The following is a 25,937-nucleotide window of genomic DNA, read 5'->3' as shown; positions in this document are numbered from 1 at the left end:
CCGGACGGGCTGAGCCGGGTGCGCCGATCATCCGGGCGGGACCGGGTCGGTCGGCCCAGGGCCGGGCGGGGCCGGGGCGACCGATTCAGGCCGGGCGCCGTGCGGGCGGCGACCGGTGGCGCGGTGGGGGCGGTGCGGCGCCCCCACCGCGCCCTTGCGTGCTGCCCCCTTGCGCGTCCGGGTGCCGCCCGCACGGCGGGACGTGCCGGTGCCTTCCGGTGCGGCCCGGTGCGTGTCGGTGCGTGTCGGGCGAAAATGCCTGGCGGCGGGCGGTGCGGTGGGGCAGGGTGGCGGGTGATGACGAACGAGGGCGCGGGTGCGGCGGCGGAGCGGGACGAGGGCGAGGGTGGCCCCGGGCCCGGGCTCGGGCGGATCGCGGAGCGGCTGGCGCGGGTCGGCGGGGTGGTCGGGGTCTGTCTCGGCGGCAGCCGGGCGCGCGGCACGCACACCGCCGGGTCCGACTACGACCTCGGCCTGTACTACCGCCCCGGGCGGCTCGACACCGGCGCGCTGCGGGAGTTGGCCGCCGAACTGTGCGGTCGTCCGGTGGAGGTGGCCGAGCCCGGCGGCTGGGGCCCCTGGGTGGACGGCGGCGCCTGGCTGGACATCGGCCCGGCCCGGGTCGACTGGATCTACCGGGACGTCGAGCGCGTCCGCCACTACGCGGCCGAGGCCCGCCGGGGCCGGTACGTCTCCGGCCAGCAGCCCGGGCACCCGTACGGCGTGCCGTCCTACGCGTACGTCGGCGAGCTGGCGCTGGCCCGGGTGCTGGCCGACCCGGCGGGGGAGCTGGCCGCGCTGCGGGGCGAAACCCCCTGTTTCCCGGACGGGTTGAGGCGGACGCTGGAGGCCGACGCGGCCTGGGAGGTGCCGTTCGTGCTGGCCAACGCGCGCAAGGGCGCGGGCCGGGGGGACGCCGGGTACGTCGCGGGCTGCCTGTTCCGGGCCGTCGGCCTGCTGGTGCACGCGCTGCACGCGCGGGCCGGGCGGTGGCTGGTCAACGAGAAGGGCGCGATCGCCTCGGCCGGTCGACTGCCGTGCGCGCCACCGGAGTTCGAGCGGCGCGCGCAGGAGCTGTTCGCCGTCGGCGGCACCGGTCCGGCGAGCCTGGCGGCGCTGCTGGACCGGGCGGAGGAACTGGCCGGCGAGGTGCTGGCCGGAGCGGGAGGAACACCGTGACCGTGACCGAACTGACCACGCCCAGGCTGCTGTTGCGCCAGTGGCGGGACGGCGACCTGGACCGCTGGGCGGAGCTGAACGCCGACCCGGACGTGCGCCGGTACTTCGGCACCCTGCTCGACCGGGAGCAGGCCGCCGGTTCGCTGGAGCACTTCCGGACCGAGCTGGCGCGGCGCGGCTGGGGCTGGTGGGCGGTCGAACTCCGCTCGGAGGGAAGGTTCCTGGGCTTCGCCGGGCTCGACCCGGTGGACGAGGGGATGCCCTTCGACGGCGTCGAGGCCGGCTGGCGGCTGCACCGCGACGCCTGGGGCCACGGCTACGCCACCGAGGCCGGGCGGGCCGTCCTCCGGTACGGCTTCGAGGAGTTGGGGCTGCCCGAGATCCTGGCCGTGATCGCGGCCGGGAACGCGCCCTCGCGGGCGGTGGCGCGGCGGCTCGGCATGGTGCACGACCCGGCGGCGGACTTCCTCGACCCGAGCGTCCCGCCGGGGCCGCAGCAGCACGCGGTGGTGTACCGGCTGGCCAGAGGCTGACCGGACGTCAACTCCCTTGCTGCGGGCCGGATTCGTCCGGTAGTAGGAGGTGGTGGGCGCGGCGTAGCAGGGTGGTGAAGCGGTCGGGGTCGGTGAGGCTGAGCAGGTGCCCGCCGGAGGTGTGGAAGAGCCGGACGGGGGCGCCGGAGGTGCGGGCGGCGGTCAGGAAGAGCCGCTCGTCGGCGCGGAACGGCAGGTCGGATCGGCCGTTGAGGAGGAGCGTGGGGGTGGTCAGCCGGCCGGCCAGGGCCAGGAAGTCGTGGCGGCGCAGTTCGGCGACGCCCTGGGTGAGGGCGGGCAGGTGGAAGCCGCCGGACAGCACCGCTTCGGCGGACTCCGGCGGGAGCAGCCGGCGCATCGCCCGGGCCTGGAGCCGGGCCGAACGCGCCTGCCCCAGCCGGTCGTTCAGCCGTCCGGCGGCGGCGTAGACGGCGGCCTGGGCGCCGCCGGTGCGGGCGGTGCAGCCGTGCAGGACGAGCGCGGCGAGGTCCGCGGGGTGGCGGGCGGCGTGCGCCAGCGAGACGTACCCGCCCAGGGACAGGCCGAGCAGCAGGGGGCGGCGTCCGGTCGACTCGTACGCCTCCCGGACGGCGCGGCGGACGGTGTCGACGGCCGCGTCCAGGGTGAACGGGCGGTCGGCGAGGGCGCCGTGGCAGGGCAGGTCGGGGGTGCTGACCCGGAAGTCGGGGGCGAGGCGGCGGGCGTGCGGGCGCCACATCGCGCCGGACAGCCGGATGCCGTGCACCAGGACCAGCGGGGGAGCGGTGTCGGGGCCGAACACCGTGAGACCGGGCGCGAGTTGGCGTCCGGTCACGGCCGGTCCCCGCCGGGGGAGGGCTCCGCCGCGCCCGCCAGCATGTGTTCCTGGACCAGGCCCAGCACGTCCGCGGCGCGGCCGAGCTGCTCCGGGGGCGTCGCGCCGAACACCTCGGCGAGCAGGCCGCAGCGGGCGGCCCGGACCGCGTCCAGCACCCGGCGGCCCTCGGCGGTGATCGCGATGACGCCGCAGCGGCCGTCGGCCGGGTCGGCGCTGCGGCTGACCAGCGCGTCGGCGCGCAGGCGGCGCAGTTGCAGCGAGGCCGTCGAGACGTCGATGCGCAGGCACTCGGCGATGTCGGACACCCGCATCGGGCCCGCCGCCGCGAAGTGCTCCAGCAGCCGCAGCGCGCTGGGCGGCATGTCGCACCCGGCCAGCCGGGCCACCTCGGCGCGGACGTGCCTGCTCTCGCTCCACCGGACCAGCGCGGACAGCGCCGTCTCCAGCCGCGCCAGCTCCGGCGCGACGACGGCGGCGGACGGTGGGGTGGGGGGTGAGATCACCGGGCCAGCCTACCGGGCCCGGCCGCGCCCACCTGACGCTCCGGCAACTGCGGCACCGAGCAGCGCAGTTGTCGTCCCCTCCGGTCGAATGCTTTGATACCTCAAAGCATTTTCGGGCGTGAAGGGGAACCATGGCCACCGCAGTGATCACCGGCGGGACGGACGGCATCGGCCGCGCCCTCGCCACCGTCTACCTGGAGCGCGGGCACCACGTCCTGGTGGTCGGCACCAACCCGGCCAAGGGCGCGGCGTTCCGGGCCGAGGCGCACCGGCACGGCGCGGGCGACCGGGCGCACTTCCTGGCGGCCGACCTCAGCCTGGTCGCCGAGAACCACCGCCTGATCGACCACGTCGCCGCCCATCACCCGGCCGTCGACGTCCTGGTGCTCGGCGCCCGCTACCACCGCTCCACCCGGGCCGAGACCGCCGACGGCCTGGAGGCCAACTTCGCCCTCTTCTACCTCAGCCGCCACCTGCTCTCGCACGGCCTGCTGCCCCGACTCCGGCGCGCCGAACGGCCCGTGGTGCTCAACTTCGGCGGCGCCGGACTGACCGGCCCCGTCCGCTGGGACGACCTCCAACTGCGCCACGACTACCCCGGCACCGGAGCCCTCGGCCACAGCGGATCGCTCTGCGACCTGCTCGCCGCCCACCTGGCCGCCACCCACCCCGACGTCCCCCAACTGGTCAACCACCCCGGCACCGTCGCCACCAGCTTCGCCGGCGAGTACGACCCCGCCACCGCCGCCCAGGTCGCCCACCTGCGCGCCCACGCCAAGACCCCCGCCCAGGCCGTCGCCCAGATCCTCCCCTACCTCGACGCACCCCCGTCCCCCCTCACCGCCGTCCTCGAGGGCCGCCGCGTCCCCACCGACACCCCGGCCTTCGACCCCGCCGCCGCGCTGCGCCTGCACACCGCCACCGAGGAACTCCTCGCCGCGCTGTGAACGGCCGCCGGGGCCACTGCCACACTGGTGCGGTGGATCACCGCGAGACGGCCGCCCGGTGCTCCCGCTGCCGGCCATGTGCGCCGAGGGGCCCTGTCGGCCGACGCGGACGGGATCGGAGCGGCGCTCCAGCGAGAGGTGCGGTCGCGACTGGCCGCCGGCCCGCCCCCGCCCCCGGCCGTCGCACCGGAGGACCGGCGGTACGCGCTCACCGACACGCTGGACGGCCTGCGCGGCTGCACCGACCCGGAAGGCCCGGGCCGCTTCACCGCCGCGGTCGAGGAGGTCCTGGACCGGGTCGGCGGCCCACTGCGGGCCGGATACGCCCGAGGACGGCCCCGGCCCGGCCCGTGACGCGGCCCACGCTTCGGGAGGGGAGTTCAACCGTCCCGGCCGTCCGCCGCCCCTCCGGGACCGTCGTCTCCAGGAACAGGACCGGTCCGGCCACGTCGGACACGGTGGCGGCCCCGGGGCCCGCGTCGACCACTGCCGGGGCGGGGCTCGGGGTCAGCGGGCGGCGCAGGACCGGTCAAGGGCGGGTCGGACCCGCCGTGCCGGTGGTGACGGTGTGGTCGGACTCCTGGGCTCGGGCGGTCTCGAAGGCCAGCAGCCGGCAGTGGCGGGCCTGTTCGGCCTCGCCGAAGTGCGCGTGGGTGCGGGCGGTGGCTTCCAGGGCCGCGGCGATGCCGTGCCGGTCGTCGAGCGTCCGGGCGGTGGCGAGCGCCTCGCCGAGGGCGGCGAGTGCTTCGTCCCGGCGGTCGAGCACGCGCAGGGTGTCGCCGAGGTCGACCAGGGTGGCCCCGGTCGGGCCGGTCAGGCCCCGGCGGCGGAACACGCCGAGCACCTGGCGGTAGGTCCGTTCGGCGGCCCGGGCGTCACCCGCCGCCAGGTGCAGGCCGGCCAGCGTGTGGAGGGCGAGCGCCGGCTCGGTCTCGCCGGCCGCCTCGAAGAGCCGCAGGGCCCGGCGTACGGCGGCGAAGCCGTCGGTGAGGCGGCCGGCCTCCTTGTGCACCAGGGCCTGGTTCGCCACCATGCAGGCCACGCCGCGGGACTTGCCGAGCCCGGTCAGGATCCGTTCGGCGGTCAGCAGGTGCTCCAGCGACTCGTCGTCCCGGCCGGCGCACCCGAGCGCCGCCGCGAGGCAGCCGTACAGTCCGGCCTGCGCCTCGCGGTCCCCGACCGCCCGTGCGGTGTCCAGGGCCGTCGAGACGACGGCCTGCCAGGCTCCCTCCCACCAGTAGCTGTTGCCGTAGCCGTTCAGGTGGGTCGCGATCCGCCAGGCCAACTCGGGGCGGCCGGACCCGCCGGCCCGGGCCACACCCTCCCGGATCGCCGGCATCTCCCGGCGCAGCCAGCCGAGGGCGTCCTCGGCGCTGCCCAGCTCGGGCAGCGGGACGCAGGTCTCCTCCGGCGGGGTGCGGACGGGCCAGCAGAGCGATTCGGCGTGCTCGACGGCGGCGGTGTACCAGGTCAGCAGTCGCAGGGTGGCCGCGTCCCGCTCGCCGGGGGCCTCCTCGGCGCGGACGAGCTCGGCCGCGTACCCGGCCAGCAGGTCGTGGAAGCGGTAGGAGTGCGCGGTGGGAGCCTCGATCAGGTGGGCGTCGTAGAGGACATCGAGCAGGTCTGCGGTCTCCACCGGGTCCCGGTCGGCGAGGGCCGAGACGGCTTCCAGGGAGAGCGGGGTGGCCGACCAGAGCCCCAGCAGCCGGAACAGCCGGGCCGCCTCCTGTTCGACCGGGCGGGAACCGGTCGCCAGGGCGTGGTAGCTCATCGCGAAGGCGTCGCGGACGGCCAGGTCGTCGAGGGCCAGGGCGCCCAGACGGTGGCGGGGTTCGGCCAGCCGGGAGGCGAGGGCGCTCAGCGGCCAGGCCGGTCGGGTGGCGATCCGGGCCCCGGCGATCCGCAGGGCGAGGGGCAGCCCGCCGCAGGCGGCGACGATGCGGTCGGCCGAGACGGGGTCGGCCGCGATGCGCTCGCTGCCGCAGATCCCGGCCAGCAGGGTGTGCGCCTCCGGCCCGAGCGGGGCCAGCGGGATCCGGACGGCCTCGGTGCCGGCCAGGGTGTGACGGCTGGTCACGAGAGCGGCGGACGGGCCGACGCCGGGGAGCAGCGGGTCGATCTGGGCGCTCTCGCGGGCGTTGTCCAGCAGGATCAGAACGCGACGGTCGGCCAGCGTGGCCCGGTAGAGCGAGGCCCGGTCGTCGGTGTGGTCGGGGACGGCGGAGCCGGGCACACCGAGGTCGGTGAGGAAGCGGCCGAGCAGCCCGTGCGGGTCGCGGGGCGCGTCGCCGCAGTAGCCGCGCAGGTCGGCGTGGAGCTGCCCGTCGGGGTAGTGCGCGCGCAGGAGGTGGCCGGCGTGGACGGCGAGGGCGGTCTTGCCGACGCCGCCCATGCCGGAGATCACCACCACACCGCCGGACGCCGTCGCGCCGCTCGCGGTACCGCCGGACGCCGCACCGCCGGACGCCGTCGCGTCGCCGACCCGCAGCAGGGCGTCCCGGAGGAGCCGCAGGGGCTGCTCGCGTCCGATGAAATCGGCGGTGTCACGGGGGAGTTGGAACGGCTTCGGTGTCCGGCCGGTCGCGGTCGCGGTCGCGGGAGGCGTGGCGGTCGTGGGAGGCGTGGCGGTCGCGGGAGGCGTGGCGGTCGCGGGAGACGGGGACGCGCTCTCCCGGCCGGGGGCCAGCAGGACCTGGAGGGCGTCCCGCACTTCCGGACCGGGGTCGATGCCGAGTTCCTCGGCCAGCCGTCGGCGCAGCGCGTGATAGACGTCCAGGGCCTCGGGAGTCCGCCCGGCGCGGTGCAGGGCCAGCATCAGCTGCCGGTGGAACACCTCCCGCAGCGGGTGCTCTGCGGTGAGTGCCGCGAGTTCGGCCACCAGGCCCGGCTGCGGCCCGCCGCGCAGCCTGAGGTCGGCGCACCACTCCAGAAGGCGCAGCCGGGTCTCGACGAGCCGGACCGCGGTCGGCGAGTCGAGCAGGCTCGGCAGTCCGGTGAACGGTTCCCCCGCCACAGTGCCAGGGCCCGTTCCGTCTCGGTTCCCCACGCGTCCCAGTCCTGCGAGAGCCGGGCTGCGGCGGCCCGGTCGGCAGCGCTGCCGAAGACCTCCAGGTCGAGTTCGCCGGGACCCACGGCGAGCACGTAGCCGTGGGGGGTGGAGCGGAGCCGGTCGGAGCCGGCCGGGGCGAGGGCGCGGCGCAGCCGGGCCGCGTGGTTGTGCAGGGCGGAGACCGCGCTACGCGGGGGCTCGCCCTCCCAGAGCAGGCTCACCAACCGGTCCACCGCCAAGGCCCGGTTGGCGTTGAGCAGCAGGACGGCCAGCAGCAGCCGCACCTTCGGACCCGTCACCTCCGCGTCCACCCCGCCCACCTCGACCCGCAGCGGGCCGAGCAGCGCGAACCGAACTTCCATGTCATCCCCCTGACGGGTGCTGCGCACAGCGCGGGCCTCCGGCTGTGATCCGAATCTGAGTCGCCTTTGCGTGGCCGTCGGGAAGATCGTTCCGACGGGCCGGGCCACTGTGTCCGTCCCGTGCGGCCGCCCTCGCGGGCGGCCTTCGAACACGTCCGAAGACTATCCGCACGCCAGTTCCGCACGGCGGCAGCGACGTACGGCCGGCCGGCTTCTCCGGCACCCGGCCGTGCGGTTGCCGCGGCGGCTTCTCGTACCGGGGGATTCCATGTCCAGGCGCTCCTTCTCCATCTCGCTCGCGGTGCTCGTGGCCTCGGCCGCCTTCGGCCTGCCCGGTCCGGCGGCCCAGGCCGCCGGCCGCCCGACCTTCCAACTCCCCTTCCCGTGCGGGGAGACGTGGACGGCCACCACCTACTCCGGGCACAGCCCGGCCAACTCCGTGGACTTCAACTACTACCCCGAGGACCTGGGCCGACAGGTCTCCGCCAGCGCGCCGGGCACCGTGGTGGCGGCCGGAGCCAGCAACGGTTGGGCCGGGAACGAGGTACGCATCGACCACGGCGGTGGTTGGACGACCCACTACGCCCACCTCTCCGCCGTGACGGTCGCCGTGGGCGCCAGCGTGCAAGCCGGTCAGGCGGTCGGCCGGGTCGGCAGCACGGGCAACTCCACCGGCCCGCACCTGCACTTCGAACAGACCCTGAACGGAGTCGGCCAGCAGGCCACCTTCGACGGGGTCGCCTACGCCGGCGGTACCCGGACCTTCACCAGCAACAACGCCTGTGCGCCCACGAGTCCGCCGCCGCCGGCCTCCAAGGTGTTGCGGTGGTTCCTGTCGGATCAGGGGTGGTCGGGTGTGTCGACGCGGCCGGCGGTGGATTTCGGGAGCACGCCGATGGTGCCGGTGGTGGGTGATTTCGATGGGGACGGTGCGGATTCGGTGAGTGCCTACGATCCGACGACGTCGACGTTCTACCTGGCGAACTCGGGGAGTGTGGCGGAGTCGACGTTGGTGTTCGGGGTGTCCGGCAACCGTCCGGTGCTGGGGCGTTGGGACGGTGGTACGGATCAGATCGGTGTCTACATGGCGGACGGGAAGTTCCATCTGCGGATGAGTGACGGTTCGGTGCGGGTGTTCGGGTTCGGCAATGGCGGCAACTGGCGGCCTCTGGCGGGGGACTGGAACGGTGACGGTGCCGAGACGGTGGGTGCCTACGATCCGGCGACCTCGACTTTCTACCTGCGTGACAGTCTCACGGCCGGTGCGGCGGATCGGACCCTGACCTTCGGCAATCCGGACAACATTCCGGTGGTAGGGGACTGGGACCGTACCGGGCGTACCGAGATCGGTGTCTACAACCCGGGCAACCGCACCTTCTACTTCCGGCACGCCGATGCGAGCGTCACCTCCGTCACCTACGGCGACAGCGGGGACACCCCTGTCACCGGTGACTGGAACGGCGACGGCTGGACCACCCAAGGCACCGTCCGCGGCATCTGATCGAGCTCGCCGAAATCACCGACGAAGCGGACGCGCACCTCGCCCGGGCACTCGGTGTGTGCCCGGGGCACCGCCGGCGCGACGATCATCCTCCGGACCTCCGGGCACCCCGTACCGAGCAGCCGGGGGCGGTCCCGGGCGGACGCGGACGGCCCCCACCCGGGAGAAGTGCAGGTGGGGGCCGTTGTGCGGGGTGGGGGTCAGAGGAGGGTGGACCAGTAGTACCAGAAGCGGTTGAGGATCAGGAGGGCGATCACCAGGTAGGCGGCGACCGGGACGAGCCACTGGAAGCGGAGGGCGGCCAGGCGGCGGAGGGGGCGGGGGCGGGGAGGGCGCCGGTGCGGAGGTTGTGGACGGTGGTGTACCAGAAGGCGGTGATGACCACGGCCCAGACCACCATGCAGTAGGGGCAGAGCGCGCCGATCTCGTACAGCGCCTGGTCGACCAGCCAGGCGACGAAGCCGAGGCCGAGCAGGGTGCCGGACTGGAGGGCGAGCCAGAACCAGCGGCGGTGGGCGGCGCCGGCGACCAGGCCCGCGCCGACCGCGGCGAGGGCGCCGAAGGCGGCCAGGCCGATCAGCGGGTTGGGGAAGCCGAAGGCGGACGCCTGGGCGGTGCGCATGATCGAACCGCAGCTGATCACCGGGTTGATGTTGCAGCTGGGCTGGTAGGCCGGGTTCTCCAGCAGCCTGAGCTTGTCCAGGGTGAGGACGGCCGAGGCGGCCAGGCCGACCAGGCCGGCGACCAGGAGCATCCAGGCGTAGCCCCGGGAGGCGCCGATCGGGGTCTTCCGGGGGCGGGCGCGGTGGCGGGGGCGGTGGTGAGGGCCGTGGTCATCCGGGTCACCCGCCGATGGTCTGCTTGACCAGGGCGGTGAACTGGTCGCCGGTGAGCGGCTTGCCGTCCTGGCCGATCACGGCGAGCTGCTTGCCGTCGAGCTTGACCGTCGGCGTGCCGGAGACGCCGCTGCGGTTGAACGCGGTGGCGACCTTGGCCGCCCAGCCCTTGTAGGTGCCGTCGGTGACGGCCTTGGTGAACGCCTCGGTCTTCAGGCCCGGCACTTGGCCGGCCAGGTCGAGCAGGTGGTTGACGTCGCCGAAGCCGTCCTCGCTCTCGGCGGGCTGGTGGGCGTACAGCACGTCGTGGAACGCCTTGAACTTGTCGACGCCCTCGTTCAGCGCCGCGCCCGCCGCGGCCAGCGCGGTCTTCGAGCCCTTGCCGCCCAGGTTGTTGTCCAGGAACGCGGCCAGGTGGTACTCGATCTTGTAGTCGCCCTGGTCGGCGAGCTGCTGGACGCTCTTGCCGGCCGAGGTCTCGAACGCCTGGCACACCGGGCAGCGGAAGTCCTCGTAGACGGCCAGGGTGTGCGGGGCGTCGGCCTTGCCGTAGACGACCACGGTGTCGTCGGTGGCGCTGGTGTGGGCCGGCGCGACGGCGGCGGCCGTGGACGAACCGTCGCCCTTCGAGCCGCCCGCGACCGCCAGCGCGGTGCCGCCCGCGATCACGGCCACGGCGGCGGCCACCGACACGCCGATGGTCAGGCCGCGGCGGCGCTTGGCGGCCCGGGCCTCGGCCTGCTGGGCCTGCTTGAGGCGCTCGCGGGCGGTGGCGCGCTGCTGCGACTGGGCCTGGGCCTGGGACTTCTGGGGCTGGGACTGCTGGTTCGGGTGGTTGCTGGTCATGGTGATCCGTCGTCTCCTCGGCACCCGGCGGCAGCGCGGTACGCCGCCCGTACGGGGACGGGGCGGGACACGGCACACGGCACGGCGGGGTGCGGGTAAAGAAGGGGGAGGGGAGGGGCGCGCCTCGGCGGGGCGCCCGGAACGGAACGCGTCCGGGTGACGGTCCGTCAGCTGGCGAGGGCCGGCTGCGGGGGACCGCGACGCGGAGCGGGGGAGAGGACGAGCACCTGTGGACGGCGCGCCGCGGGCTCGGTGCCCGGGGACGGCAGCAGCGCGGCCGGGCAGGCCGGGCGGACGGCCGACAGCAGCGCGCGCCAGGGCGCGGGCAGCAGGCGGGCCAGGGCGTCCAGCGCCGCCGCGACGCCGCTGAGCGCGTCGTCCGCCAGCCGCAGCCAGGCCGCGGCGGCCAGCGCCAGCGCCAGGTGCACGGCCAGCACCAGCAGGCGCAGCAGGCCCGCCGAGTCGTGCGTCCACTGCGCGAACAGCTCCGAGCCGCCCACCGAGTCGCCGCCGCAGACCAGCAGGTCCACGCCCCGGGCGGGCCGCGCACAGGCGTCCTGGCCGAGGTTGAACGTGGTGTTCAGCAGCAGCTCCACCGGCACCAGCACGGAGGACAGCAGCAGGAAACGGCGGCGCGCCCCGTCGAGGACCACCGCCAGCAGGAAGACCGCGACGCTCGCCGCCGCGACCAGGGTGAGCGGCAGGGCACGCCCGGTGATCGCCACCTGGCCGAACGCGGCCAGCGGCACGGCGAGCGCGGTGAACACCGCGCCCCGCAGGGCCTTGGTCGCGTGAATGCCGGTCATGGTGAAGGAGTATGGCACGCCGAAGGTCCCGGGGACGAGGGTCGGACGGCACCCGTCCCGACCGCCCGTACCGTGAATAAGCCCTGCGTAAAGGGGGTGCGGGTCGGACGCGGGACGGGTGCGGGGCGGACGGGGCACGGGTGGCGGGCGGTTCCGGGGACACCCCCGGGACGGCGTGCGGGCGGTGCGCGGACGGCCACGGCGTGGGCGGCGTCACGTGCCCCGGGTGGCGCTCACCACAGCTCGACGGCGTGCGACCGGACGCGTCCGGCGATCCGCGCCAGCACCTCGCCGGCCGGCGCCGGGCCGAGCCGCCGCCCGTCCCGGAGCCGCAGCGCGAGACTCCCGTCGGCGGCCTCGCGCGGACCGAGCACCACCTGGTACGGCACCAGCCGCGCCGCCCGCACCCGGGCCCCCAGCGAACCGCGCTCCGCGCCCAGCACCTCGGCCCGCAGGTCCAGCTCCAGGCAGCGGGAGACCAGCGCCCCGGCCGCCTCCGCCTGCTCCGCGCCCAGCGGCAGCACCGCCAGCTGCACCGGCGCCAGCCAGGCCGGGAACGCCCCGCGGTGCCGCTCGATCAGGTGCGCCACCGCCCGCTCCACACTGCCCACCACCGACCGGTGCACCATCACCGGCCGGTGCCGCGCCCCGTCCGGCCCCACGTAGTGCAGGTCGAACCGCTCCGGCTGGTGGAAGTCGACCTGCACGGTCGACAGGGTCGACTCCCGCCCCGCCGCGTCCAGCACCTGCACGTCGATCTTCGGCCCGTAGAACGCCGCCTCGCCGACCCCCTCCTCGTACGGCAGACCCAGCTCCGCCAGCGCCCGCACCAGGATCGCGGTCGCCCGCTCCCACAGCTCCGGCCGCGCCGCGTACCTGCCGCCCGGGCCCGGCAGCGACAGCCGGTGGCGGGACGGGACGACGCCCATCGCCCGGTACGCCGCCGCGATCAGCTCCAGCGCGCCGCGCACCTCCGCCGCCGCCTGCTCCGGGGTGCAGAACACGTGCGCGTCGTTCAGCCGGATCGCCCGCACCCTGGTCAGCCCGCCCAGCACGCCCGAGCGCTCGGAGCGGTACATGTCGCCCAGCTCGGCCATCCGCAGCGGCAGCTCCCGGTAGCTGCGGAAACGGGACCGGAACAGCACCGCGTGGTGCGGGCACAGGCTCGGACGCAGCACCAGCTGCTCGTCGCCGCCCATCTCCAGCGGCGGGAACATGTCCTCCCGGTAGTGCGCCCAGTGCCCCGAGAGCTCGTACAGCTCGCGCTTGCCCAGCACCGGCGAGTACACGTGCCGGTAGCCCGCCCGCCGCTCCAGGGCGCGGACGAAGTCCTCCAGGCTCTGGCGCACCACGGCGCCGTCCGGCAGCCAGTACGGCAGGCCGGAGCCGATCAGCGGATCGGTGTCGAACAGGCCCAGCGCGCGGCCCAGCCGGCGGTGGTCGGGCCCGGCGGGCACGGCGGGAATGTCGGGAATGTCCGGCACGTCGGGTGCTTCAAACACGGCGGTCTCCTCGGGGATGCACGGAACGGATTCACGGGGAGGGGCCGGACCGCCGGGGAGGACGCGCACGCGCACACGCGAAAGCCCCGGAGCTCTCGGCCCCGGGGCTCGCACACGCACAGCGGTCAGCGCGCCGGGACACTCTCCGGCGTCGTCGGCATCGCGGCGCGCTTCATGCCCGCCACCGTAACGGCCCGCCCGGCGATCGGCACCCGAATATCCGCGGTGCGCCGATATCTGCGGTGCGCCCGGACGGTGCCGTGCCACCACGGCGCGGTGGCCGCCCCGGGAGAATCGCACACCGCCCTGCTGGACGGGGTGCTCGGTGGCCGCGGCCGGATCAGGACGGGGCAGCCGTAGTGTTCGCGTCGGCGTAGCGGCGGGCCAGGGCGGCGACCGCCTCGGCGATGGCGGCGCGCAGCGCGGGCGGGGCCAGCACCTCCGCGTCCGGGCCGAGCCGGAGCAGGTCGGAGACGGCCACCGGCGTGGACTCGACCGGGAGTTCGACCACCGCCCAGCCCTCCTGGTCGGGCGGGCCGGCCCGCCGGGCGGCCTCGGCGCCCGCCGTGCCGAACTGGGCGGGCAGCAGCCGCAGCGCGCGCGGGGAGACCCGGACGGTGGCCGTGTCCTGGTGCAGCATGCCAGTCAACTCGCGGGTGGTGGAGGCCCAGTGCGCGGCGAGGTCGAAGTCCGGCGGGCGGGTGAAGTGCCGGTCGGCGACCTCGGCGGCCAGCATCCGGGAGACCCGGTAGGTGCGGACCGCGGCGGCGGCCTCGGCGGGCGGCGCGGCGTTCCCGGGAGCCGGTGAGGTGCGTGCGGGGGCGGGTGAGGTGCGTGCTGCGGGGGCGGGTGGGGAGCCCTCGGGGGCCGGTGTGGCGGACGACGCCAGCAGGTACCAGATGCCGCTCTTCAACACCAGCCCCAGCGGCCGCAGTTCGCGGTGCACCTCGCCGCGCCAGCGCCGGTAGTGCACGCGCAGGACCCGCTGCTCCCAGACCGCCTCGGCGACCCGGGCCAACTCCGGTACGGGGTCCGCGTCCCGGAACCAGGAGGCCGGATCGAGGTGGAAGCGCTCCTGCAACCGCCTTGTCCGGTCCGCGAGTTCGGCAGGCAGTGCGGCCCGCACCTTCAACTGGGCGGTGGCCAGCACCGCGCCCAGGCCGAGCTCCTTCGCCGCGTCCGGCACCCCGGCGAGGAACAGCGCCCCGGCCTCGTCCCCCGTCAGACCCGTCAGCCTGGTCCGGTAGCCGCCCACCAGCCGGTACCCGCCCGTCCGGCCGCGTTCGGCCAGCACCGGCACGCCCGCCGCGCCCAGCGCCTCCACGTCCCGGTGGACGGTGCGCACCGAGACCTCCAGTTCGGCGGCGAGTTCGGTGGCCGTGCACAGGCCCCGGTTCTGGAGCAGCAGGAGCAGGGCGAGGAGACGGTCGGCGCGCACCCCGCCATCATCGCGCAGACCGGCCGGAATACCTGACAGGAGGTGTCAGGTATGGCCGCCAGCCTTGGTGGTGCGGCGCACCCGGCGGGGCGCGACCGCGGGCCCTCGCTGCGCGGAACCGCCGCGCACCGGACGGAAGGACGGCGCCATGACCACCGCAGACACCACCGGCAGCACCACCACCGGCAGCACCATCAGCACCACCACCGGCAGCACGACCACCGGGAGCATCAGCTTCGCCGACTGGACGGAGCAGGAGGCGGCTGCGAGCCCGGCGGGCCCGCGGACCGCGCGCGCCTCGGTCGCGAACACCTTCACCGGCGGCATCGAGGCCGTCCGCACCGCCTGCGACTACAGCATCGCCTACACCACCGGCCACGAAGGCGCGTTCACCGGCATGGAGTTGGTCACCGGCAGCATCGACGGCCGTCACGGCGCCTTCGTCCTGGAGCAGCGCGGCACCTTCGCGGCCGACGGCACCATCCACTGCGTCTTCACCGTCGTCCCGGGCAGCGGCACCGAGGACCTGGCGGGGCTCACCGGCACCGGCGAGTACACCTGCCGCCCCGGCGCGGAGTCCTTCCCCTACTCGCTCGACTACCGGTTGTAGGGAGGGCCGTCGTCAGGGGGGCTCGACGAGCAAGAGGGGGTGCGCGGGAGGAGCGGAGACGGTGTCGAACCGCCGGCGGGGGGCGGTCCTCCCGTTAGGGTGGTCGGTGTCCGTACGGTGCAGTCCAGCGTGGTAGGAGAGTGCCTTGGCCACGGCCGCCAGCAGTGTTCTTCCCGAACTCGACGCCGGGGCGTTCGCCCGCTGGCGGGCCGGCGGGGGGCGGGTGGTCGATCTGCTGGGCGCGGCGCGGGAGTTGGGGCCGGTCGCGGGGTTCCGGCTCGGGGACCGGCAGGTCGTGCTGGTGACCGGGGCGGGGCAGGTGCAGCAGGTGCTGGCGAAGAGCCCCGACACGTACGTGAAGCGCGGGCACCGGGTCAAGCCGCTGCTGGGCGGCGGGCTGCTGTGCGCGGCGGGTGAGCCGTGGCGGCGTCAACGCAAGCTGTTGCAGCCGCAGTTCACCGGGCGCGGCATCCGGACGTACGAGCCGCAGATCCGGGCCGCGGCGGCGGCCACCGCCGAGCGCTGGCGGGTGGCCGCCGCGGCGGGGGAGGTGCGGGAGATCGACGCGGACCTGCGGTACTTCTCGCTGGACGTGATCTGGCGTTCGCTCACCGCCCACCCGTTGGACCCGGACACCCACCGGCGGCTGGTCGCGGCCGGGGAGGGCTTCGCGGCGATCCCGGCGTTCGCGCCCGCCACCGGCGACACCGCGATCGACTTCCGGGAGGCCAACGAGCACGTCGACCGGGTCGCCGAGCGCGCGATCGCGCTGGCCGAGGAGGCCGGGGAGCCGGGGCTGGTCCAGGTGCTGCTCCGGGCCGCGGCCGAACTCCCGGACTACACCGAGCGCCTGGTGCGCGACGAGCTGATGACGATCGTGGTGGCCGGGTACGAGACCACCGCCACCGCGCTCAGCTGGCTGTTCCTGCTGCTGGATGCGCACCCCGAGCAGCGGACCCGGGCGCTGGCCGCCGGACCGGCCGGTTCGGCCGAACGGGCGGCCGCGATCCGGGCGTTGATCGACGAGACGCTGCGGCTGTACCCGGTGGCCTGGCTGATGCCCCGGTACGCGGCCGAGCCGGACACGCTGGACGGCATCCCGATCGAGGCCGGGACGACGGTGCTGCTCTCCCCGTACCTGACCCACCGCGACCCCGGGCTGTGGCCCGACCCGGAGGAGTTCCGCCCGCAGCGCTTCCTGGACGCCGAGCGGCGCCCGGCGCCCGGCGCGTACCTCCCGTTCGGCCTCGGGCCGCGGGCCTGCCTGGGCGCGCAGTTCGCCGTCCGGGAGATGGCGCTGCTGCTGGAGGAACTGCTGCCCGCGTACCGGGCCGAGATCCGGGACGCCCCCGCCGGGGCCGGGTACGGGCTCACCGTGCACCCCGACGGGCCGGTCCGGGCCGTGCTGCACGCCGAGGCCGAGACCGAGACCGAGGCCGTGGCGACGGTGGCGGCGGAGTAGCGCACGGGGCTGCGGGACGGGAGCTGCGGGACGGGGGCTGTTGGGCAGGGCCGGAAAACGGTTGGTCAGGAGGGCTGACGAGCTGTCAGAATCCGGTGCCGTGAGAGCCACCGACCCGCATCCCGGCCGCGCCGAGCGCCCCGTCGCGCTGGTCACCGGCGTCGGCCGGACGGTCGGCATCGGCGCCGCCGTCGCCGAGCGCCTGGCCGCCTCCGGGTGGGACGTCGCCTACAGCTACTGGACGCCGTACGACACCCGGATGCCCTGGGGCGTCGAGGACGGGGCGGTGGCGGCCGTCGGCGCGGCGATCGGCGCGCACGGCGCGCGCCACCTCGCGGTGCCGGCCGACCTGGCGGACCGGGCGGAGCCCGCCCGGCTGTTCGACCGGGTCGAGGCCGGGCTCGGCCCGGTGACCGCGCTGGTGATGAGCCACGCCGAGTCCGTCGACTCCGGGCTGCTGGACACCACGGTGGAGAGCTTCGACCGGCACTTCGCGGTCAACGCCCGGGCGAGCTGGCTGCTGATCCGCGAGTTCGGCCTCCGCTTCACCGGCGCGTTCGGCACCGGCCGGATCGTCGCCCTGACCAGCGACCACACCGTCGGCAACCTCCCCTACGGAGCCAGCAAGGGCGCCCTCGACCGGATCACCCGCGCCGCCGCCCGCGAGCTCGCCCACCTCGGCGTGACGGCCAACGCGGTGGACCCGGGCCCCACCGACACCGGCTGGATGGACGGTCCCCTGCGCGCCGAGACGGTCGCCCGCACCCCGCTGGCCCGGCTCGGCACCCCGCAGGACGCCGCGCACCTGATCGACTTCCTCTGCTCCCCGCAGGGCCAGTGGATCAACGGCCAACTCCTCCAGAGCAGCGGCGGGTTGAAGTAGCGTCGAAGTGGCCGGGGGCCGACGGCCGGGGTTCAGTGGGTGACGGCGAGTTCGCCGCTGAGGCGGTCGTGCAGGGCGGCGCTGGGGTGGTTCAGGCCGGTGATCTCGACCTGCTTGCCGCGCTGGGCGTACTTGGCGCGGACGGTGTCGAGGGCGGCGACCGAGGAGGCGTCCCAGACGTGGGCGGCGGTCAGGTCGATGACGACCAGGTCGGGGTCGCCGGCGTAGTCGAAGCGGGTGGTCAGTTCGTTGGCGGAGGCGAAGAACAGTTCGCCGGTGACGGCGTACACCACCCGGCCGCCGTCCGGGTCGGGGGCGGCGGTGACGTCGGCGTGTTGGGCGACCCGCTTGGCGAAGAGCGCCATGGCGAGCAGTGAGCCGATCACGACGCCGATCGCCAGGTTGCCGGTGGCGACCACCACGACCACGGTCACCGCCGTGACGGCCGACTCGCCGACCGGGAGACGGCGCAGCGTGGCCGGGGCGATCGAGTGCCAGTCGAAGGTGCCGAAGGAGACCATCACCATCACGGCCACCAGTGAGGCCATCGGAATCCGCGAGACCACCGGTCCGAAGACCAGGCAGAGCACCAGGAGGAACGTTCCGGCCAGGAAGGTCGACACCCGGGTCCGGGCGCCCGACACCTTCACGTTGATCATCGTCTGGCCGATCATCGCGCAGCCGCCCATCCCGCCGAACAGCCCGGTCACGATGTTGGCGACGCCCTGCCCGATCGACTCCCGGCGCTTGTCGGAACGGGTGTCGGTGATCTCGTCCACCAGCTTCGCCGTCATCAGCGACTCCATCAGCCCCACCAGCGCCATCCCCAGCGCGTACGGGGCGACGGTGGCCAGGGTGTCCGCCGTGAACGGCACGTCCGGCAGGCCCGGCACCGGCAGCGAGGACGGCAGCGCGCCCTGGTCGCCGACCGTCGGCACCGCGACGCCCGCGCCCACCGTCACCAGCGTCAGCACCACGATCGACACCAGCGGCGCCGGCACCACCCGGGTCAGCTTCGGGAACCACACCATCAGCGCCAGGGCGGCCGCCAGCAGCGGGTACACCGCCCACGGGACGTGCGTCAGCTGCGGCAGCTGGGCCAGGAAGATCAGGATCGCCAGCGCGTTGACGAACCCGACCATCACCGCACGCGGCACGAACCGCATCAGCTCGGCCACGCCCAGCGCGCCCAGCACGATCTGGAACACCCCCGCCAGGATCACCGCCGCCACCAGGTAGCCGAGGCCGTGCTCCCGGTTCAGCGGCCCGATCACCAGCGCCACCGCGCCCGTCGCCGCCGAGATCATCGCCCGCCGGCCGCCCACCACCGAGACGGTCACCGCCATCGTCACCGACGCGAACAGGCCGATCTCCGGGTCGACCCCGGCGATCACCGAGAACGAGATCGCCTCCGGGATCAGCGCCAGCGCGACCACCAGGCCCGCCAGCACCTCGGTGCGCCACACCTTCGGGTCGGAGCACCACGCGGGCAGGCGGAGGGACCGGGACAGGGCGGAGGAGGACAAGAGGCGGCAACCCGTCGTGGAGGGGGGCGGAGAGGGGAGAATGAAGGAGGGAAGCCGGACTCTACCCTAACGTGAGGGTAGGGTTCGCCCGGTGGACGGAGGAAGACGCAGCGTGGGCGAGGACGTGGACGTGGACGGGGCCGTGCGCGCGGACGAGGGCACGGACGGGAGCGCGGGCGCGGACCGGCACATGCAGATCGGCGAGGTCGCCACCCGCACCGAACTCTCCCTGCGCACCATCCGCCACTACGAGGAGACCGGCCTGGTCGTCCCGTCCGCCCGCTCCCGGGGCGGCTTCCGGCTCTACACCGAGCGCGACGTCGCCCGGCTGATGGTGATCCGCCGGATGAAACCGCTCGGCTTCACCCTCGACCAGATGCGCGAACTCCTCGACGCCACCGACCGCCTGGACGCCGACGGCCCCTACGGCGAGGGCGGCCGCCCCGCGCTGCTCGCCCTCGTCCGCACCTACGAACGCGCCGCCGCCGAACAGGTCGACCGCCTGCGCGTCCAACTCGCCCGCGCCGAGGACTTCGCGCACACCCTGCGCACCCGGCTGGACGAAGAACCCGGCGCGTGACCGGCCCGCCCCCGGGAACCGCCCGTCGCGCCCGTCGCGCCCGTCGCGCCCGTCGCGCCCGTCGCGCCCGTTACGCCCGTCACGTTCGTCACGGGTGGGAGTGGCGCCACTCCGTGACGGCCGCCTCCACGTCCACCGGGGCGACTCCCAGGGGCGGGCCCTCGATCGGGCGGCGCAGGGCGGCTTCGATCCGGGCGTTGGTCTCGGCCAGGCGGCTGCGCAGCAGCGGTTCGGTCGGTGCCAGGCGGGCGGCGTCCAGGGCCTCGCGCAGTTCGGCCCGCAGGGCGAGCGAAGGCGGCAGGTAGGAGAGGCCCTCGCGCGCCATCTTCTCCCGCAGCCACCACATCTCGTGGTACGGCTGCCCCTCGTTCGCCAGCGGCTTCCCCGCGCCGGGCAGGTCGTCGAACGCGCCGCGCTCGGCGGCCTCCCGGATCTGCCGGTCGACCCAGCTCTCGAAGGTCACACCGGGTGGCTTGCGTTCCGTCATGCGGTGGTCCTCCCGTCTCGGCAGGGGTGTCCTCCCGATCCTAAGGGAGCCCCCGATCCACCCGAGGGGGAGCACGGAGGGAAAGGGGCGCACCCCGCGGAGGCGAGGGGCGCGCCCCGGAGGCCGTGCTCAGACGTTGCCGAACTCCCCGGACACGGTCGCGGTGACGAAGGCCGCCCAGTCGGCGGGGGCGAAGGCGAGGACGGGGCCGCCGGGGTCCTTGGAGTCCCGGACGTGGCCGGGGTGGGCGTCGTCCACCTCGATGCATCCGCCGCCGTCGCCGTTGCTGTAGCTGCTCTTCCGCCATCGGGCGGTACCAGGTGTCGTCATGGCCGAATCCTTCCAGCCCGGACGCGGCCGGAAACCCCGCCCGCGCCGTGGGCGGCGCCGGCCGGACCGGTGTCCCGGCCGTCCGCAACATGGTCAACCTCTGCGTAGGGAAAGCCTCCTGACACGGCATCGGCCCCGTTCCACCCAGGCGGGTGGAACGGGGCCGTGGTTGCTCGCCGGGTTCAGACGTTGCCGAACTCCCCGGAGGCGGTCGCGGTGACGAAGGCCGCCCAGTCGGCGGGGGCGAAGGCGAGGACGGGACCGCTGGGGTCCTTGGAGTCCCGGACGTGGCCGGGGTGGGCGTCGTCCACCTCGATGCACTCACCGCCGTCGCCGTTGCTGTAGCTGCTCTTCCGCCACTGGTGCTGCTCGGTGGAGGTGCGGGAGTCGTTGGGCTGCATCGGTGCTAGTCCTTCCAGCGCGGATCTGATCAGGAGCTCGGTGTCCTCCGGGGACAACGCCCGGGCCCTGAGCAGATTGTAGAGCGACTGCCGTTTCCCGACATCCTGGGTTTCGTCGAAGATCATTCCGGCGCGGCTGCTCTCCTCGTAGGCGATCTGCTGCCCGTCCTGCAGGGTGAGCAGCGACATCGCGGCGTACTCGGAGTGGGCCCCGGCGGCGAACGGCAGCACCTGCACGATCACGTTGGGCTGCTCCGCGATCTCCAGGATCGCCCGCAACTGCTCCGCCATCTCCGCCCGGTTGCCGACCACCCGGCGGATGGCGGACTCGTCCAGGATGAACCAGTACTTGCACTCCTGGCTGTGCAGCCGCAGCTGCCGACCGATCCTGGCCCGGACCAGCTCCTCGACCTCCTCCTCCGACGCGAACGGATCGCCCGCGCGGAGCAACCGCCGTGCGTGCGCCGGGGTTTGCAGCAGCCCGTGCACCATCGGGCTGTAGGACTCGTAACTGACAGCCTGATCGGCAGTGGCCAGGATTTCCTGGTACTTCGCCGGGTGCACCTCCTGCCGGGCGAGCGGGAGCAGCCGGAGGAAGAAGCCGTCCGTCTCGAAGACCCGGTCCAGCTCCTCCGAGAGGCCGAGCGGCACCTTGATGTCGCCGTTCTCGACCCGGGACAGCGTGCTCGGGGAGTAGTGGACCTCGGCGGCCAGCTTGGCCAGGGCCCACCCCCGTTCGCTGCGCAGCCGCCGCGTCTCGGCACCGTAGAAGTGCCGTGCGCTCCGGCTCGGATTCACCTCGCGTTCCTGCCAGGCCACGTCTGCCCCTTCCCCTGAAACGTCTCGTGATGGTGTGCGCGGCGACAGCCGCATGTCCGGACGTTGTGACCTCGCAGGCCAACGAGCCGGCGCTTCTCAGCGTAGCGCCGAACGGTGAGGATTGGGGCACGGAAAGTAATCGGCGCAGGATGCGAACAGCAGTGCGGAGAAAAGGGCATGACGGAGAGTCAGCAGAAGGGTGCCGAGCCGCCGCTCGTCGGTGGCGGAGGCGTGGGCGTCGGAGTGCGTTGCAAGGAAGGGGATTTGCGGGCCTGGGCCGGGCGAACAGCCTTGGAACTACGGGAGTTGACCGGGGAGCGGCCCTCCGTGACGTGGGCGGCCGGGGGCGCGGTACGGGTGTCCGTGCGGGTGCGGGAGATGCACGAGTGGGACCTCGCGGCGGCCGTCCTGGTGGCGCTGGCCCGGGGCGAGCGGTACGGGCATCGGCGGGTGGGGCACTGGGAGTCCGTCTGGACCGAGGCCGGCGGGGCCGCCCCGGCGGGCGGGGAGTCCTGAGTGGGCGGGTCGGACGGGCCCGGCGGGCCGGGCGAGTTGGTCGAGTACTACCCGTACGGCGTGTACGGGCTGCACTGGGAAGCGACGGCGGTGGACGAGCAGGACGAGGTGCGGGGCATCGTGCTGGCGGAGGCGAACGAGGGCTGGGTCGCGCTCGGGCACATCGACGAGCGGCGGGCCGTCCTCTTCCTCCGGCCGCACGAACTCGCCGGGCTGCGCGACGCCCTGGTGAGCGGGGAGTTCGACCACCTGATGTCCGGGGGCCGCACCGGGCTGCGCCGCCCGCCCGCCGACGCGTACCGGGCGGCCCGGCGGGCCGGGCGCTGGTACCGGCGGCCGTGGTGGCGCGGGCGGCCGGGCGCACCGGCATGAGGGGGCACGGAAGGGGGCGCGCGCCCGGACATCCGGTCACCTCGTACGTGCTGTGCACCGATCCGGCGTCCCGGCTGCTGATCGTGCAGGCCGCCGGGGCCGGGACGTGGCACCTGCCGGGCGGGGTGGTGCAGGCGGGGGAGTCGCCGCTGGTCGCCGCCCGGCGCGAGGCGTGGGAGGAACTCGGCCTGGAACTCGACCTGTTGGCCGACGACCTGCTCGGGATCGAGTGGGCGCCGGCCTGCCGCGAGGGCGTCCGGGACAGACTGGCCTTCCTCTGGGGCGGCCCGATGCTCGGTAGCGCCGACACCGACCGGATCGTGCTGGACCCCGGGAACTGTCCGCCTGGCGCTGGGCGGACGCCGACGACACCCGCCGACTGCTGCACCCCGCCGTCGCCCTGCGGATCGGATCGCCGCTCCGGTGGCCCGGGAGCGTCACCTACCAGGAGACGCGCGACGAGCGGACGGACCGCCGTGACGACGGCCGAGCACCCCGGCCGGGCCCTGCGGACCGGCACCCGTAGCCCACCGCCCGCCCTCGCCCGGATCGACCTGGCGGTCGCGGCACTGCGCGCGCACCTGCCGGACCTGGCGGCCGAGGTCGTCCCGGTGACCGCCGAGGCGGACCTGCGGCACGGCGACCTCGCCCCGCTCGGCGGCGAGGCCCCTCCACCGAGCAGATCGACGCCCCGCGCCGGGACGGCGCGGTCGACCCGGCCGTGCCCTGCGCCAAGGACGTGCCCGGGGACGTCCCGCTGCCCCGGGGGCCGGTCTCCGCCGCGAAGCGGACCGTCGTCCCCGCGGACGGCACGGTCCTGCCCGCCGCCGGACTCGCCCGGCTCGGGATCGACCGCCCCGGGTGCGTGTTCGGGACGGGCGAGATGCTGATCGCCGTCGGCGCGGGCGTCCTCGGGCGGAGTGCCGCCGGGGCGACCGCGCCACCGCCCCACCGCGGCGCTGCCGGAGCAGGCCGACCACCCGCGCACCCGGCGCGAGGTGACCGCGGAACGCGGCCTGCTGCCCGGGCTGCGCGGATACGGCAACCGCCCCGTCGCCGGGTACGGCACCACCGAGCCGGACGGCCGACTCGTGCTGCGCGCCACGGTGTTCGACCGCGCGGGCAGCCGGTTCGCCGACGCGATGCCCCGGGACGAGCGCCGGGGCGACCCGACCGTCCTCGGCACCCGGGGCGCGGGGTCCGGCGCTCGGCTGCGGGCGCGGTCAGCGGGGGCCGGCGGGCCAGGTGTGGCGGGTGAGGGCGGCGGCGCCGATGAGTCCGGCGTCGGTGCCGAGGTGGGCCGGGTGCAGGGTGAGGTGGCGGGTGAAGGAGAGTGTCGCGTAGTCGGCGAGGTGCCGGGTGAGCGGGTCGAAGAGGAGCGGGCCGGCCTGGGCGACGCCGCCGCCGACGACGGCGGCGTCGAGCTCGACCAGGGTGGCGGTGGCGGCGATGCCGGCGGCGAGGGCGCGGGCGGCGTGGTCGAAGGCGGCCAGGGCGAGCGGGTCGCCGGCGCGGGCGGCGCGGGCGACGGCACCGGCGTCGGCGTCCCGACCGGGGCCGGGGGTCCAGCCGAGTTCGGCGGCGGTGCGGGCGATGGCGGTGCCGGAGGCGAGCGTCTCGACGCAGCCGCGGGAGCCGCAGGGGCAGCGGCGGCCGTTGTAGTCGATGGTGATGTGGCCGAGGTGCCCGGCGTTGCCGGTGGTGCCGGTGTGCAGGGCGTTGTCGAGGACGAGTCCGGCGCCGACGCCGGTGGAGACGACCAGGCAGAGCACGTTGCGGTAGGGGCGGGCGGCGCCCCGCCAGTGCTCGGCGGCGGTCATGGCGAGCGCGTCGCCGCCGAGGGCGAGCGGCAGGCGGCCGACGGCGGGGTGTTCGGCGACCTGGTCGAGCAGCGGGAACTCCCGCCAGCCGGGGATGTTGACGGGGCTGACGGTGCCGCGGGCGGTGTCGACCGGCCCGGCGCTGCCGATGCCGAGAGCCTGGACGCGGTGCCAGTCCGGGTGGCGGGCGAGGTCGTCGAGGACGTGGTCGACGGCGGTCATCAGCTCGTGCCGGTCGCCGTCGGCGGGAGTGGGCACCTGGAGGCGGTGGTGCAGGGTGCCGCGGGTGTCGACCAGCCCGCCGGCGATCTTGGTGCCGCCGATGTCGAGGGCCGCGATCAGCGGCCCGTCGACCGGCCCGGGGCCGGGAGCGCCGTCCGGTGCGGACCCGTGGGAGCCGGGGGCGACGGCGGTACCGGCCGTTTCGTAACTCATCGTGACGTCTCCGCAGGTGTGGCAGGGGAGCGCCGTGGTGCTGGGCAGGGCGCTGCCGGGTCGTACCCGGTGATTCTGACGCGATCTGACAACGTTGTCCAGCGCCCTCGGTCACGGTCCGGTGCCTCCGGTGCCGAGCGGCCCGTGGGGTCGGTCACCCCCGTCCGCCTGCCGCTCTGCCGGTGGTGCTCACTGCCCGTAGCTGCGGTGACGGGGGCGGTAGTGGCGGTGGCGGGAGGACGGACCGGACCTCGGGCGTGCCGGGGCCCGCCGGGCCCGCACTATCCTCCCTGGCATGACCAGCAGCCCTGCCAGTAGCCCTCGCGGTGCCCGCCCGACCATGAAGGACGTCGCGGCGGCGGCCGGGGTCGGGCTGAAGACGGTCTCCCGGGTGGTGAACGGCGAGAGCGGGGTGACGCCCGAGATGGCCGCCCGGGTGCGGACCGCGATCGAGACGCTCGGCTTCCGGCGCAACGACAGCGCCCGGCTGCTGCGCACCGGCCGGACGGCGAGCGTCGCGCTGCTGCTGGAGGACATCAGCGACCCGTTCTCCTCCGCGCTCTCCCGCTCCGTCGAACAGGTCGCGGCGGCCGAGGGCTGTCTGCTGTTCACCGGCTCCAGCGCCGAGGACCCTTCGCGCGAACGGGAGTTGGCGCTGGCGTTCTGCGCCCGGCGGGTGGACGGGCTGATCGTCGTCCCGGCCGGGGACGACCACCGCTACCTGCTGCCCGAGATCGAGTCCGGCACGCCCGTGGTCTTCCTGGACCGCCCCGGCAGCCGCATCGACGCCGACGCCGTGCTCAGCGACAACGCGGGCGGCGCGGAGGCCGGCACCGCGCACCTGATCGCCCACGGACACCGCCGGATCGGCTTCGTCGGCGACCTCCCGTCCATCCACACCGCCGCCGAACGCCTGCGCGGCTACCGCGCGGCGATGGCCGCCGCCGGACTGCCCGTCGACGAACGCTGGGTCGACTGCGGCCCCACCGACCGCGCCCGGGTCGCCGCCGCCGTGCACCGCCTCACCACCGGCCCCGACGCCGTCACCGCCCTGTTCACCGCCAACAACCGCGTCACCCTCGTCGCCCTGCACCGGCTCCCGGCCGACCGCCGCCCCGCCCTGGTCGGCTTCGACGACCTCGAACTCGCCGACCTGCTCACCCCCGGCCTCACCGTCGTCGCCCAGGACCCGGTCGCCCTCGGCGCCCTCGCCGCCCGCCGCCTCTTCGACCGCCTCACCGGCGACACCACCCCGCCCGCCCGCCTCGAACTCCCCACCCTCCTCGTCCCGCGCGGCTCCGGCGAGACCCCGCCGCCGGACTGAGTCCGGCGGCGGGGCCCCGGGCGGCGGCCGGGGCCCGAAACGGCCGGTGTGGC

At 75.2% G+C, this 25,937-nt stretch carries 27 protein-coding genes and 1 pseudogene; 14 read left to right on the top strand and 14 right to left on the bottom strand.

Translation table 11 applies throughout. The features are described from left to right. Positions 1 to 297: 297 nt before the first annotated feature. Together QMQ26_RS05695 and QMQ26_RS05690 are read left to right on the top strand one after the other, a co-directional pair. A complete protein-coding gene (locus QMQ26_RS05695) occupies positions 298 to 1,179 on the top strand; it encodes a nucleotidyltransferase domain-containing protein (RefSeq protein ID WP_100835137.1) in 882 nt (293 codons plus the stop codon). Between the two features lie 2 nt (positions 1,180 to 1,181). Then, positions 1,182 to 1,712 (top strand): GNAT family N-acetyltransferase, encoded by a 531-nt coding sequence (locus QMQ26_RS05690; protein ID WP_100838333.1) that lies wholly within the window; start codon positions 1,182 to 1,184, stop codon positions 1,710 to 1,712. Between the two features lie 7 nt (positions 1,713 to 1,719). On the opposite strand, the gene QMQ26_RS05685 is transcribed toward QMQ26_RS05690, so the two are convergent. Together QMQ26_RS05685 and QMQ26_RS05680 are read right to left on the bottom strand one after the other, a co-directional pair. Beyond that, on the bottom strand, positions 1,720 to 2,526 hold the full coding sequence (locus tag QMQ26_RS05685; protein ID WP_282204980.1) for an alpha/beta fold hydrolase: 807 nt from the start codon (positions 2,524 to 2,526) through the stop codon (positions 1,720 to 1,722). Next, complete coding sequence (locus tag QMQ26_RS05680) at positions 2,523 to 3,032, bottom strand: MarR family winged helix-turn-helix transcriptional regulator (protein WP_282204979.1); 510 nt, start codon at positions 3,030 to 3,032, stop codon at positions 2,523 to 2,525. The genes QMQ26_RS05685 and QMQ26_RS05680 overlap by 4 nt, the downstream gene beginning before the upstream one ends. Positions 3,033 to 3,163: 131 nt before the next feature. On the opposite strand from QMQ26_RS05680, the gene QMQ26_RS05675 reads away from it, so the two are divergent. Further along, positions 3,164 to 3,979 (top strand): SDR family NAD(P)-dependent oxidoreductase, encoded by an 816-nt coding sequence (locus QMQ26_RS05675; protein WP_282204978.1) that lies wholly within the window; start codon positions 3,164 to 3,166, stop codon positions 3,977 to 3,979. 138 nt (positions 3,980 to 4,117) lie between these two features. Continuing rightward, on the top strand, positions 4,118 to 4,333 hold the full coding sequence (locus QMQ26_RS05670) for a hypothetical protein (protein WP_282204977.1): 216 nt from the start codon (positions 4,118 to 4,120) through the stop codon (positions 4,331 to 4,333). A 175-nt stretch (positions 4,334 to 4,508) separates the two neighbouring features. Here the strand turns inward: QMQ26_RS05670 and QMQ26_RS05665 are convergent, their stop codons facing one another. Both QMQ26_RS05665 and QMQ26_RS05660 read right to left on the bottom strand, forming a co-directional pair. Beyond that, positions 4,509 to 6,992, bottom strand: coding sequence for an ATP-binding protein (locus tag QMQ26_RS05665; RefSeq protein ID WP_282204976.1), 2,484 nt, complete (start codon positions 6,990 to 6,992; stop codon positions 4,509 to 4,511). Between the two features lie 212 nt (positions 6,993 to 7,204). After that, positions 7,205 to 7,390, bottom strand: a pseudogene (locus QMQ26_RS05660) (SARP family transcriptional regulator); the annotation flags it as partial. Between the two features lie 268 nt (positions 7,391 to 7,658). On the opposite strand from QMQ26_RS05660, the gene QMQ26_RS05655 reads away from it, so the two are divergent. Further along, a complete protein-coding gene (locus QMQ26_RS05655) occupies positions 7,659 to 8,891 on the top strand; it encodes a M23 family metallopeptidase (protein ID WP_282204975.1) in 1,233 nt (410 codons plus the stop codon). Between the two features lie 253 nt (positions 8,892 to 9,144). Here QMQ26_RS05655 and QMQ26_RS05650 read toward each other — a convergent pair whose 3' ends face one another. From QMQ26_RS05650 to thrS, 4 genes are all read right to left on the bottom strand, one after another. After that, the gene (locus QMQ26_RS05650; protein WP_318552201.1) at positions 9,145 to 9,645 is read right to left on the bottom strand and encodes a vitamin K epoxide reductase family protein; all 501 of its coding nucleotides are present in this window, start codon (positions 9,643 to 9,645) and stop codon (positions 9,145 to 9,147) included. An 88-nt stretch (positions 9,646 to 9,733) separates the two neighbouring features. Beyond that, the gene (locus QMQ26_RS05645) at positions 9,734 to 10,573 is read right to left on the bottom strand and encodes a DsbA family protein (protein ID WP_282204974.1); all 840 of its coding nucleotides are present in this window, start codon (positions 10,571 to 10,573) and stop codon (positions 9,734 to 9,736) included. Between the two features lie 167 nt (positions 10,574 to 10,740). Continuing rightward, positions 10,741 to 11,379, bottom strand: coding sequence for a hypothetical protein (locus tag QMQ26_RS05640; RefSeq protein ID WP_100835129.1), 639 nt, complete (start codon positions 11,377 to 11,379; stop codon positions 10,741 to 10,743). 233 nt (positions 11,380 to 11,612) lie between these two features. After that, positions 11,613 to 12,881, bottom strand: coding sequence for a threonine--tRNA ligase (thrS, locus tag QMQ26_RS05635; protein WP_282204973.1), 1,269 nt, complete (start codon positions 12,879 to 12,881; stop codon positions 11,613 to 11,615). 174 nt (positions 12,882 to 13,055) lie between these two features. On the opposite strand from thrS, the gene QMQ26_RS05630 reads away from it, so the two are divergent. Beyond that, positions 13,056 to 13,241, top strand: coding sequence for a hypothetical protein (locus QMQ26_RS05630; RefSeq protein ID WP_282204972.1), 186 nt, complete (start codon positions 13,056 to 13,058; stop codon positions 13,239 to 13,241). Here the strand turns inward: QMQ26_RS05630 and QMQ26_RS05625 are convergent. Next, positions 13,222 to 14,319, bottom strand: a complete 1,098-nt coding sequence (locus tag QMQ26_RS05625) for a helix-turn-helix transcriptional regulator (protein WP_282204971.1) — start codon at positions 14,317 to 14,319, stop codon at positions 13,222 to 13,224. The two genes, QMQ26_RS05630 and QMQ26_RS05625, sit on opposite strands and share 20 nt — an antisense overlap. A 148-nt stretch (positions 14,320 to 14,467) precedes the next feature. On the opposite strand from QMQ26_RS05625, the gene QMQ26_RS05620 reads away from it, so the two are divergent. The 3 genes from QMQ26_RS05620 to QMQ26_RS05610 all read left to right on the top strand — a co-directional run bounded on the left by QMQ26_RS05620 (position 14,468) and on the right by QMQ26_RS05610 (position 17,274). After that, complete coding sequence (locus tag QMQ26_RS05620) at positions 14,468 to 14,929, top strand: DUF3224 domain-containing protein (RefSeq protein WP_282204970.1); 462 nt, start codon at positions 14,468 to 14,470, stop codon at positions 14,927 to 14,929. 145 nt (positions 14,930 to 15,074) lie between these two features. Then, positions 15,075 to 16,391 carry a cytochrome P450 gene (locus tag QMQ26_RS05615; RefSeq protein ID WP_282204969.1) on the top strand — a complete coding sequence of 439 codons (1,317 nt, stop codon included), beginning with the start codon at positions 15,075 to 15,077 and terminating at the stop codon, positions 16,389 to 16,391. Positions 16,392 to 16,491: 100 nt separating this feature from the next. After that, positions 16,492 to 17,274 (top strand): SDR family oxidoreductase, encoded by a 783-nt coding sequence (locus QMQ26_RS05610; protein WP_282204968.1) that lies wholly within the window; start codon positions 16,492 to 16,494, stop codon positions 17,272 to 17,274. A gap of 32 nt (positions 17,275 to 17,306) precedes the next feature. Here the strand turns inward: QMQ26_RS05610 and QMQ26_RS05605 are convergent, their stop codons facing one another. Further along, positions 17,307 to 18,800 (bottom strand): SulP family inorganic anion transporter, encoded by a 1,494-nt coding sequence (locus QMQ26_RS05605; RefSeq protein ID WP_282204967.1) that lies wholly within the window; start codon positions 18,798 to 18,800, stop codon positions 17,307 to 17,309. Positions 18,801 to 18,990: 190 nt separating this feature from the next. Between QMQ26_RS05605 and QMQ26_RS05600 the strand changes: the two genes are divergently transcribed. Then, complete coding sequence (locus QMQ26_RS05600) at positions 18,991 to 19,380, top strand: MerR family transcriptional regulator (protein ID WP_282206434.1); 390 nt, start codon at positions 18,991 to 18,993, stop codon at positions 19,378 to 19,380. Between the two features lie 88 nt (positions 19,381 to 19,468). Here QMQ26_RS05600 and QMQ26_RS05595 read toward each other — a convergent pair whose 3' ends face one another. The 3 genes from QMQ26_RS05595 to QMQ26_RS05585 all read right to left on the bottom strand — a co-directional run bounded on the left by QMQ26_RS05595 (position 19,469) and on the right by QMQ26_RS05585 (position 21,417). Beyond that, positions 19,469 to 19,867, bottom strand: a complete 399-nt coding sequence (locus QMQ26_RS05595; RefSeq protein ID WP_100835124.1) for a DnaJ family domain-containing protein — start codon at positions 19,865 to 19,867, stop codon at positions 19,469 to 19,471. Between the two features lie 129 nt (positions 19,868 to 19,996). Beyond that, entirely contained in the window at positions 19,997 to 20,197 is a 201-nt protein-coding gene (locus QMQ26_RS05590; protein ID WP_282204966.1) for a DUF397 domain-containing protein, read from the bottom strand. Between the two features lie 182 nt (positions 20,198 to 20,379). After that, a complete protein-coding gene (locus QMQ26_RS05585; protein WP_282204965.1) occupies positions 20,380 to 21,417 on the bottom strand; it encodes a helix-turn-helix domain-containing protein in 1,038 nt (345 codons plus the stop codon). Between the two features lie 378 nt (positions 21,418 to 21,795). On the opposite strand from QMQ26_RS05585, the gene QMQ26_RS05580 reads away from it, so the two are divergent. Genes QMQ26_RS05580 through QMQ26_RS05570 form a run of 3 tightly spaced genes read left to right on the top strand, consistent with a single transcriptional unit; the run spans position 21,796 to position 23,195 of the window. After that, complete coding sequence (locus QMQ26_RS05580) at positions 21,796 to 21,933, top strand: hypothetical protein (RefSeq protein ID WP_282204964.1); 138 nt, start codon at positions 21,796 to 21,798, stop codon at positions 21,931 to 21,933. Beyond that, complete coding sequence (locus tag QMQ26_RS05575; RefSeq protein WP_282204963.1) at positions 21,934 to 22,305, top strand: hypothetical protein; 372 nt, start codon at positions 21,934 to 21,936, stop codon at positions 22,303 to 22,305. 47 nt (positions 22,306 to 22,352) lie between these two features. Beyond that, positions 22,353 to 23,195 carry an NUDIX domain-containing protein gene (locus QMQ26_RS05570; protein ID WP_404814073.1) on the top strand — a complete coding sequence of 281 codons (843 nt, stop codon included), beginning with the start codon at positions 22,353 to 22,355 and terminating at the stop codon, positions 23,193 to 23,195. Positions 23,196 to 23,528: 333 nt separating this feature from the next. Here QMQ26_RS05570 and QMQ26_RS05565 read toward each other — a convergent pair whose 3' ends face one another. Continuing rightward, on the bottom strand, positions 23,529 to 24,560 hold the full coding sequence (locus QMQ26_RS05565) for an ROK family protein (protein WP_282204961.1): 1,032 nt from the start codon (positions 24,558 to 24,560) through the stop codon (positions 23,529 to 23,531). Positions 24,561 to 24,855: 295 nt separating this feature from the next. On the opposite strand from QMQ26_RS05565, the gene QMQ26_RS05560 reads away from it, so the two are divergent. After that, positions 24,856 to 25,884: a LacI family DNA-binding transcriptional regulator gene (locus QMQ26_RS05560; RefSeq protein ID WP_282204960.1), complete on the top strand. Its 1,029-nt coding sequence runs from the start codon at positions 24,856 to 24,858 to the stop codon at positions 25,882 to 25,884. Positions 25,885 to 25,937 lie beyond the last annotated feature (53 nt).

This window comes from Kitasatospora fiedleri (genome assembly GCF_948472415.1).
GTDB lineage: Bacteria > Actinomycetota > Actinomycetes > Streptomycetales > Streptomycetaceae > Kitasatospora > Kitasatospora fiedleri.
Note: the sequence above shows the minus strand (reverse complement) of the source record. Positions and strands in the feature narration are given on the sequence as shown.